The sequence below is a fragment of the Streptomyces sp. SolWspMP-5a-2 genome, from assembly GCF_900091845.1.
Classification (GTDB): domain Bacteria; phylum Actinomycetota; class Actinomycetes; order Streptomycetales; family Streptomycetaceae; genus Streptomyces; species Streptomyces doudnae.
This window is the reverse complement of record NZ_FMCI01000109.1, coordinates 1-9586: the sequence shown is the minus strand read 5'-3', so window position 1 is coordinate 9586 and position 9586 is coordinate 1. Positions and strand designations below refer to the sequence as shown.

The window sequence follows — 9586 nt, the reverse complement described above, 5'->3', positions numbered from 1 at the left end:
CGGTGCCGGTCATCGGGACTCCACCGTGCGGCGCGCGTGCGCCCACCGGTCGCTGAGGCCGCCGAGGAAGCCGTCGAGGTCGCCCTTGCGGGCACCCCGGGCGAGGTCGACCAGGTCCTGGCGGTAGTCGGGCTTGTAGATGCCGATCTCGGACTGGTCGTCGATCTCCTTGACGGCGGCGCCCTCGGTGTCGTCCAGCTCGACGAACTTCACGCCCCGGTCCTGGTACGGCTTCAGGACGGATGGCAGCGGCGCGTCCTTGAGCGGGGAGACGGCCAGGTTGTCGGCCGCGTAACCGGACCTGTCGGTGAACCAGTCGAGCCAGGCGCGGGCGGCCGCCTTGTGCCGGGAGTGCACGTTGACGGCCTGGTGGTAGTCGGGGCCGACGACCGCGCAGTACCGGCCGCCGACCTGGGCGGGGAACGGCATGAAGCCGATGTCGGCGGGGTCGGCGCCGGCCTGCTCCGCCGCCTCCCTGAACTGGACGACCGCCCAGCTGCCGAGCCACTGGGTGGCGATCTCGCCCTTGGCGAGACGGGGCTTGGACGCCTCCCAGCTGGTGGTCGTCGGGTCCTTCTCGGCGAGGCCCTGGTGGACGATGTCGTAGAGCAGGGTGTCGCCGACGCGCAGGTCGGCGCCGTCCGCCCAGGGGTCGCCGTGCGCGAGGCGCGTGGTGGCGCCGGTGTCGCAGCCGACCGAGCCGTCGACGTACGTCCAGGAGGTCAGCGGCCACCGGGCGGCGAAGTTGGTGTAGTAGGGGACCGCGTCGGTCCTGGCCCTGATCGCCCGCAGGTCGGCCAGGAACCCGGCCGGGGTGGTGGGCCAGTCGGTGACGCCCGCCTTCCGCCAGACCCTCTTGTTGTAGACGAAGCCCGGGGCGACGCCGATCGGGCTCTGGCCGTAGACCTGGCCGCCGACGTCGGTGAAGCCGGTGAAGCGGTGCGTCCTGGCGCGCTCCGCGGTGCTGCCGAGGGAGGCGAAGAACCGCGGGTAGTCCTTCTTGCCGATGACGGCCGGGATCATCAGGACGTCACCGTAGTTCTCGGTGTTCATCCGGATCCTGACCTCGGCCTCGTAGTCGGTGAGGGCCTCGAACTCCACCCTGACCTTCGGGTACGTCCGGTTGAAGGCGGCGGCGTACCTCTTCATCGTGCCGTCCTGGACGAGGTCGGTGCGCTGGGTGAGGACCTTGACGGTGCCGGTCACCGCGGCCGGGTCGGTGGGCGCGTCGGCGCGGGCGCCCCGGCCCGAGCCGCCGGTGCCGGTGCATCCCGAGGCGAGCAGGGCGGCCCCCAGGGCGAGGGCGAGGAGGGTACGGCGGTGCATGTGCGTCAACTCCGTTCCTGGGACGGACGAGCACGAGCGGCTTGGCTGATTCGGCACTCTGACAGCGCTTTCTGAACCGGTAAAGTCCCTATTTCGCCAAGGCTGGAGACGAACTGACCGGTGCTGGACTAGAACGGTTTAGGAGTGCGGATGCTGGAGGCGACACCGCTCACCGAGGGCTGGGTGCTGCACCACGAGGGGGCCGATCTGCCGGCCGTCGTGCCGGGCTGCGTGCACACCGACCTGCTGGCCGCCGGGGTGATCCCGGACCCCTTCGTCGGACGCGCCGAGAGCGAGGTCGCCTGGGTGGGACGGCGCGCGTGGAGCTACCGGACGACGCTGCGGGCCGCCCCCGGCGCCCAGCGGACCGACCTCGTCTTCACCGGCCTCGACACCGTGGCCGAGATCCTCCTCGACGGCGTCCCGCTGGGCCGCACCCGCAACATGCACCGCTCGTACCGCTTCGACGTGACCGGCCGCTCAGGGGAGCTGACCGTGCGGTTCGCCTCCGCGTACACCGAGGCCGAGGCGGTCCGCGCGCGGCTCGGCGAACGCCCCGCCGCCTACCCCGAGCCCTACCCCTACCTGCGCAAGATGGCCTGCTCCTTCGGCTGGGACTGGGGGCCGACCCTGGTGACGGCCGGAATCTGGCGCCCGGCGCTCCTGGAGCACTGGTCGACGGCCAGGATCGCCCGGGTGCGCCCCCTGGTGAGCGTCGAGGACGGCACGGGCGTGGTCGAGCTGCGCGTCGACGTCGAGCGGACCGGGGCCGGGGCACCGCTCGCCGTGGAGGCCGCGGTCGGCGGACAGCGGGTGCGCGCCGGGGTCGAAGACGACACCGCGACCGTCCGCGTCGAGGTGCCGGACGCGCGGCTGTGGTGGCCTCGCGGCTACGGCGAACAGCCGCTGTACGACGTCGAGTTGACGCTGCTGCACGGGCGGGAGCCGCTGGACGGCTGGAGCCGCAGGGTCGGCTTCCGCACCGTCCGCCTCGACACCTCGGCCGACGCCCGCGGCACCGGGTTCACCCTGGTGGTGAACGGGGAGCGGCTGTTCGCGCGGGGCGTCAACTGGATCCCGGACGACGTGTTCCCGTCCCGGGTCGGCCGGGAGCGCTACCGGACCCGGCTGCGCCAGGCGGCCGACGCGGGCGTGGACCTGGTGCGCGTCTGGGGCGGCGGGATCTACGAGAGCGACGACTTCTACGACGCCTGCGACGAGTCGGGGCTGCTGGTCTGGCAGGACTTCCCGTTCGCCTGCGCCGCCTACCCGGAGGAGCAGCCGCTGCGTGCGGAGGTGGAGGCCGAGGCGCGGGAGAACGTGGTGCGGCTGATGCCGCATCCCTCGCTGGTGCTGTGGAACGGCAACAACGAGAACCTGTGGGGGTTCAGGGACTGGGGCTGGGAGCCGCGGCTCGCCGGGGAGTCCTGGGGCGAGGGCTACTACCTCGGGCTGCTGCCGCGGGTGGTGGCCGAGCTGGACCCGACCCGGCCGTACACGGCGGGCAGTCCGTGGTCCGGTTCCTGGGACCGGCACCCGAACGACCCCGACCACGGCACGCACCACTCCTGGGAGGTGTGGAACCGCGCCGACTACACCGACTACCTGCGCGAAGTGCCTCGGTTCGTCGCGGAGTTCGGCTGGCAGGCACCGCCCGCGTACGCAACTCTGCGGCGGGCGCTGCCCGGTGAGGAGCTGGCGCCCGACTCCCCCGGCATGCTGCATCACCAGAAGGCCGACGACGGCAACGGCAAGCTGGCGCGCTGGCTGGCCCGCCATTTCCCGCCCCCGGACGGGGACTTCGACCGCTGGCACTACCTCACCCAGGTCAACCAGGCCCGTGCCGTCGCCGCCGGGATCGAGCACTGGCGCTCGCACTGGCCGGCCTGCGCGGGCACGGTGGTGTGGCAGCTCAACGACTGCTGGCCGGTGACGTCCTGGGCCGCGATCGACGGCGACGGGCGCGAGAAGCCGCTCTACCACGAGCTGCGCAGGCTCTACGCGGACCGGCTGCCGACCCTGCAACTGCGGCCGCGCGGGCTGGTGCTGGCGCTGGTCAACCAGGCGGCGGAGATGTGGAGCGGGGTGGTGCGGCTGCGCCGGATGGCGGTCGACGGCACGCTCGTCGGGGAGCGCGAGACGGCGTTCAGGGCGGCCGGGCGCGGGGTCGCCGAGGTGTCCGTGGAGAGCGGGCTCGTACCGGCGGGGGCAGCGGAGTTCCTGGTGGCCGACGCGGACGGGCTGCGCGCCCTGCGCTTCCCTGCGCCCGACCGCGAGATCCCCTATCCCCGGCCGGAGTTCGACGTGACGGTGGCCGACGGTCTGGTCACGGTGACGGCCCGTACCCTCGTCCGGGACCTGCTGCTGCAGGCCGACCGGCTGCACCCGGCGGCGCGGGCCGACCGGGGGCTGGTGACGCTGCTGCCCGGGGAGACCGTCACGATCGGGGTGCGCGGCTGGCCCGACCCCGACCCCGACGCCGCCCGCGCGGCCCTGTACTGCCTGGAGAGCGGCCGATGACGACCACCCGCGTCACCATCAAGGAGGTCGCCGCGCGCGCCGGGGTGTCCAAGGGGGCGGTGTCGCTGGCCTTCAACCACAAGCCGGGGCTCTCCGAGGCGACCCGGGAGCGGATCTTCCAGGCCGCGCGGGAGCTGGGCTGGGCGCCCAACCCGACGGCGCGGACGCTGGCCGGGTCGCGGGTGGACGTGGTGGGGCTCGCGATCTGCCGTCCGGCCCGGCTGCTGGGGCTCGAACCCTTCTACATGGAGTTCGTGTCCGGGGTGGAGAGCGTGCTGACCGAGCACTCCTGCTCGCTGCTGCTGCGGCTGGTGCGGACCGTGGAGGAGGAGGCCGGGATCCTGGAGAGCTGGTGGCGGTCGCGGCAGATCGGCGGGGCGATCCTGGTGGACTTCCGGGCCGACGATCCGCGGGTCGCGGTCGCCGAGCGGCTCGGGCTGCCCGCGGTGGCCGTCGGGCATCCGTCGCTGACCGGGCGGCTGACCAGCGTGTGGACCGACGACGCCACGGCCGTGCGGGAGGCCGTGCGGTACCTGGGCGCGCTCGGGCACCGCAGGATCGCCCGGGTGGGCGGGGCGGCGGCGCTCGGCCACACCGCGATCCGCACGGCCGCGTTCGACGAGGCGGCCGGGGCGCTGGAGCTGGCCGGGGCCTGGCAGGTCACCACCGACTACTCGGGCGAGGCGGGGGCGCGGGCCACCCGGTCGCTGCTGGCGGCCGGGCCCGCCGACCGGCCGACGGCGATCGTGTACGACAACGACATCATGGCGGTGGCGGGTCTGTCGGTGGCCGCCGAGATGGGCCTGTCGGTGCCGTCCGACGTGTCGCTGCTGGCCTGGGACGACTCCCAGCTGTGCCGCCTGACCCGTCCGACGCTGTCGGCGATGAGCCACGACGTGCACGGGTTCGGCGCCGAGGTGGCGCGGACCCTGTTCGGGCTGGTCCCCGGGGCCGCCGCCCGGTCGCGCCGGACGGACACGCCGGTGCTGACACCGCGGGGTTCGACGGCGCCTCCGGGCGGCTGACGGGGGCCGGTCGCGCTGTGACGTTCACCGCTTGGGGCGTCCGGGGTGTGCAGCTACGTTACCGATAAGTAGCATGGGACTGAGCGCACGCTCAGCGCGCGTTCAGCAGCAGTGCCATCCCGCACCCTGGAGGAGAGCCATCGTGCCTCGTACCGTCAAGGACGTCGTTTTCGTCGACGGCGTCCGCACCCCGTTCGGCAAGGCGGGCCCGAAGGGCATCTACCACGAGACCCGCGCCGACGACCTCGTCGTGAAGGCGATCCGGGAGCTGCTGCGCCGCAACCCGGGCCTCGACCCGAAGAAGGTCGACGAGGTCGCCATCGCCGCCACCACCCAGATCGGCGACCAGGGCCTCACCCTCGGCCGCACGGCCGGCATCCTCGCCGGTCTCCCCGAGTCGGTGCCCGGCTACTCCATCGACCGCATGTGCGCCGGCGCGCTGACCGCCGTCACCACCGCAGCGGGCTCGATCGCCTTCGGCGCCTACGACGCCGTCATCGCGGGCGGGGTGGAGCACATGGGGCGCCACCCGATGGGCGAGGGCGTCGACCCGAACCCGCGGTTCGTCTCCGAGAAGCTGGTCGACGAGTCCGCCCTGTTCATGGGCATGACCGCGGAGAACCTGCACGACCGCTACCCCTCCATCACCAAGGAGCGGGCCGACGCCTACGCCGTCCGCTCGCAGGAGAAGGCCGCCAAGGCGTACGCCAACGGCACGATCCAGCAGGACCTGGTGCCGGTCTCGGTGCGCCGCACCAACCCGGAGGCCGGGGAGACGGGCTGGGGCCTGGTCACCGCCGACGAGCCGATGCGGCCCGGCACCACGCTGGAGAACCTGGCCGGTCTGAAGACGCCGTTCCGGGTCCACGGGCGGGTCACCGCGGGCAACGCGGCCGGACTCAACGACGGCGCCACCGCCTCCATCGTCGCGAGCGAGGACTTCGCCCGCGAGCACGGGCTGCCGGTCAAGATGCGCCTGGTCTCCTACGCCTTCGCGGGCGTCGAGCCCGAGGTCATGGGCTACGGCCCGATCCCGGCCACCGAGAAGGCGCTCGCCAAGGCGGGCCTGTCGATCTCCGACATCGGCCTGTTCGAGATCAACGAGGCGTTCGCCGTGCAGGTGCTGGCCTTCCTGGAGCACTACGGCATCGCGGACGACGACGCGCGCGTCAACCAGTACGGCGGCGCCATCGCCTACGGCCACCCGCTCGCCTCCTCGGGCGTGCGCCTGATGACGCAGCTGGCCCGGCAGTTCGAGGAGCAGCCGCAGGTCCGCTACGGCGTGACCACCATGTGCGTCGGCTTCGGCATGGGCGCGACGGTCATCTGGGAGAACCCGAACCACAAGGACGCCGGAGGCAGCAAGTGAGCACCACCGCTGAGCTTTTGAAGGGCGCGGCCGAGCTGTTCCCCGACGAGGTCGTGACGTCCGCGCACGTCCGCCACCTCGATCTGCCGTTCGGCGCCGGGCGGTTCGCCCTGATCACGCTGGACAACGGCTTCGACCACACCAAGCCGACCACCTTCGGCCCCGCCTCGCTGGCCCGCCTCGACGCGGCCATCGACCAGGTCGAGAAGGAGGCCGCGGCCGGGGAGATCGTCGGCGCCGGGGTCACCGGCAAGCCGTTCGTCTTCGCGGTCGGCGCCGACCTCAAGGGCGTCGAACTGCTCAAGGAGCACCAGGACGCGCTCGCCATCGGCAAGGGCGGCCACGAGGTCTTCAAGCGCCTCGCCACCCTCGGCGTGCCGACCTTCGCCTACTACAACGGCGCGGCCATGGGCGGCGGCGTCGAGGTCGGCCTGCACTGCGCCTACCGCACGGTGTCGGCGGCGCTGCCCGCGTTCTCGCTGCCCGAGGTCTTCCTCGGCCTGGTGCCCGGCTGGGGCGGCTGCACGCTGCTGCCGAACCTGATCGGCGCCGAGAAGGCCGTCTCGGTGATCATCGAGAACAGCCTCAACCAGAACCGGCAGCTCAAGGGCGCGCAGGTCTACGAACTCGGCATCGCCGACGCCCTGTTCGAGGGCGCTGACTTCCTGGAGCAGTCGCTGCTGTGGACGGCGTCCGTCCTCAAGGGCGAGATCGTCGTCGAGCGGCCCGCCGTGGAGCGCGGTGACGCCTGGGACCAGGCCGTCGCCAAGGGCCGCGCGCTCGCCGACTCCAAGGTGCACGGCGCCGCCCCGGCCGCCTACCGCGCCCTGGACATCATCGCCGCCGCCAAGGACGGCGACCTCCAGAAGGGCTACGACGCCGAGGACAGCGCCCTCGCCGACCTGATCATGGGCGGTGAACTGCGCTCCGGCATCTACGCGTTCAACCTGGTGCAGAAGCGCGGCAAGCGCCCCGCGGGTGCCCCCGACAAGAACCTGGCCCGCCCGGTCACCAAGGTCGGTGTGGTCGGCGCCGGTCTGATGGCCTCGCAGCTCGCCCTGCTGTTCCTGCGCCGCCTGGAGGTGCCGGTCGTGCTGACCGACATCGACCAGGAGCGCGTCGACAAGGGCGTCGGCTACGTCCACGCCGAGATCGACAAGCTGCTCGGCAAGGGCCGGATCAACCAGGACAAGGCCAACCGCCTCAAGGCGCTGGTGACCGGCGTCCTCGACAAGGCCGAGGGTTTCTCGGACGCGGACTTCGTCATCGAGGCCGTCTTCGAGGAGATCGGCGTCAAGCAGCAGGTGTTCGCCGAGGTCGAGGCGGTCGCCCCGGCGCACGCGATCCTCGCCACCAACACCTCCTCGCTGTCGGTGTCGGAGATGGCGTCGAAGCTGAAGCACCCCGAGCGGGTCGTCGGCTTCCACTTCTTCAACCCCGTCGCGGTGCTGCCGCTCCTGGAGATCGTGCGGGGCGAACTGACCGACGACGCCTCGCTCGCCACCGCGTTCGCCGTGGCCAAGAAGCTGAAGAAGACCGCGGTGCTGGTGAAGGACGCCCCGGCGTTCGTCGTCAACCGCATCCTGACCCGCTTCATGGGCGAGATCCAGAACGTCATCGACGAGGGCACCCCGGTCGCGGTGGCGGAGAAGGCCGTCGAGCCGCTCGGGCTGCCGATGTCGCCGCTGGTGCTGCTCGAACTGGTCGGCCCGGCGATCGGCCTGCACGTCTCGGAGACCCTCAACCGGGCCTTCCCCGACCGCTTCACGGTCTCCCCGAACCTCGCGGCCGTCGTCAAGGCGGGCAAGCGCGGCTTCTACGTGTACCGCGCCGAGAACGGCTTCACGCCCGAACTCGACCCCGAGGTCGCCGCGTTGCTCGAACAGGGCGACTCGGTGCTGACCGAGGAGCAGGTGCGCGAGCGGGTGCTGGACGCGGTGGCGCAGGAGATCGGCCTGATGCTCGCCGAGGGTGTCGTGGCCGAGGCGCAGGACATCGACCTCTGCCTGATCACCGGCGCGGGCTGGCCCTTCCACCTGGGCGGCATCACGCCGTACCTGGACCGCGAGGGCGTCTCGCAGCGGGTGAACGGCGCTCCGTTCCTCGCGCCGGGGACGGCGTCCGTACCGGTGTGACGTCCGGGACGTGAAGGGGGCCTCCGCAGCGCGCGGAGGCCCCCTTTCCCGTCCGTCCGCGTGCTCAGCGGCGGGCCTCCGGGTGCCGGTGGCACCAGCCGTCCCAGGCCGAGGCGACCATGGCGCGGGTGTCGTGGCGGGCCGTCCAGCCTAGCTCGGCGCGGGCCCGGTCGACGGCGGCGACGACCCGCGCCGGGTCGCCCGGCCTGCGCGGCGCGGTCACCGGCTCGGCGGCCGCCCCGTAGCCGGTCACCTCACCGATCAGCGCGATCATCTCGCGCACCGAGACACCCTCGCCGCGACCGATGTTGACGGTCAGGTCGGTGCCGGGACCGCGTCCGGCGAGCGCGCGCGCGGCGGCCAGATGCGCGGTGGCGATGTCCTCGACGTGGATGAAGTCCCGTACGCAGGAGCCGTCGGGGGTGTCGTAGTCGTCGCCGAAGACGACCGGCGCAGCGCCCTCGGTCAACCGCTCGAAGACCATCGGGACGAGGTTGGCGGCGCCCGGGTCGGCGAGGCGGGCCTCGGCGGCGCCCGCGACGTTGAAGTAGCGCAGGCAGGCGGTGGTCAGACCGTGCGCCAGGCCGGTGGCGCGCACCAGCCACTCCCCCGCCAGCTTGGTCTCGCCGTAGGGGTTGACCGGGACGCAGGGGGTCTCCTCGGTGACCAGGTCGACGTCCGGGGTGCCGTAGACGGCGGCCGACGAGGAGAGCAGGAAGGCGCCCACGCCGCTCTCCACGGCGGCCTCCAGCAGGGTCCGCAGGCCCTCCACGTTCTCCCGGTAGTAGTGCAGCGGCCGTTCCACGGACTCGCCGACCCGCTTCTTCGCCGCCAGGTGCACCACGCCGGTGACGGAGAGGTCGGCGAGCGTCGCGCGCAGCAGGGTGCCGTCGAGGACCGAGCCCTTGACGAACGGGACACCGTCCGGGAGGAGGGAGGGGTCGCCCGAGGAGCAGTCGTCGTACACGGCGACCCGCTCGCCCGCCGCGAGCATCGCCCGGACGACGTGCGTACCGATGTAACCCGCACCGCCTGTGATCAGCCACGTCATGCCAGGCATCCTATTTCGTCGGCCACCGCACACCAACGGACCACCGCACGGACGGGAGGGAGGGAGGGAGCGAGGGAGGGGCCAGGGGCTGCCGGGCCGCCGGGCCACCAGAGCGCCGGGCCACCGGGCCACCGGGCCACCGGGCCGCCGGGCCGCCGGG

Annotated in this window: 6 protein-coding genes; 4 read left to right on the top strand and 2 right to left on the bottom strand. The window is 72.8% G+C overall.

All coding sequences use genetic code 11. The features are described from left to right. Positions 1–9: 9 nt before the first annotated feature. Positions 10–1326, bottom strand: a complete 1317-nt coding sequence (locus tag GA0115242_RS10290; RefSeq protein WP_093826849.1) for an ABC transporter substrate-binding protein — start codon at positions 1324–1326, stop codon at positions 10–12. A 150-nt stretch (positions 1327–1476) separates the two neighbouring features. Here GA0115242_RS10290 and GA0115242_RS10285 point away from each other — a divergent pair, with 150 nt between their 5' ends. The 4 genes from GA0115242_RS10285 (at position 1477) to GA0115242_RS10270 (ending at position 8375) form a co-directional block, all read left to right on the top strand. After that, entirely contained in the window at positions 1477–3846 is a 2370-nt protein-coding gene (locus GA0115242_RS10285; RefSeq protein ID WP_093826847.1) for a glycoside hydrolase family 2 protein, read from the top strand. Then, positions 3843–4871 carry a LacI family DNA-binding transcriptional regulator gene (locus GA0115242_RS10280; RefSeq protein WP_093826845.1) on the top strand — a complete coding sequence of 343 codons (1029 nt, stop codon included), beginning with the start codon at positions 3843–3845 and terminating at the stop codon, positions 4869–4871. The genes GA0115242_RS10285 and GA0115242_RS10280 overlap by 4 nt, the downstream gene beginning before the upstream one ends. Positions 4872–5013: 142 nt before the next feature. After that, positions 5014–6240, top strand: a complete 1227-nt coding sequence (locus GA0115242_RS10275) for a thiolase family protein (RefSeq protein WP_093826843.1) — start codon at positions 5014–5016, stop codon at positions 6238–6240. Continuing rightward, positions 6237–8375 (top strand): 3-hydroxyacyl-CoA dehydrogenase NAD-binding domain-containing protein, encoded by a 2139-nt coding sequence (locus tag GA0115242_RS10270; RefSeq protein ID WP_093826841.1) that lies wholly within the window; start codon positions 6237–6239, stop codon positions 8373–8375. The genes GA0115242_RS10275 and GA0115242_RS10270 overlap by 4 nt, the downstream gene beginning before the upstream one ends. Positions 8376–8439: 64 nt before the next feature. On the opposite strand, the gene galE is transcribed toward GA0115242_RS10270, so the two are convergent. Continuing rightward, complete coding sequence (gene galE / locus GA0115242_RS10265) at positions 8440–9426, bottom strand: UDP-glucose 4-epimerase GalE (protein WP_093826839.1); 987 nt, start codon at positions 9424–9426, stop codon at positions 8440–8442. Positions 9427–9586 lie beyond the last annotated feature (160 nt).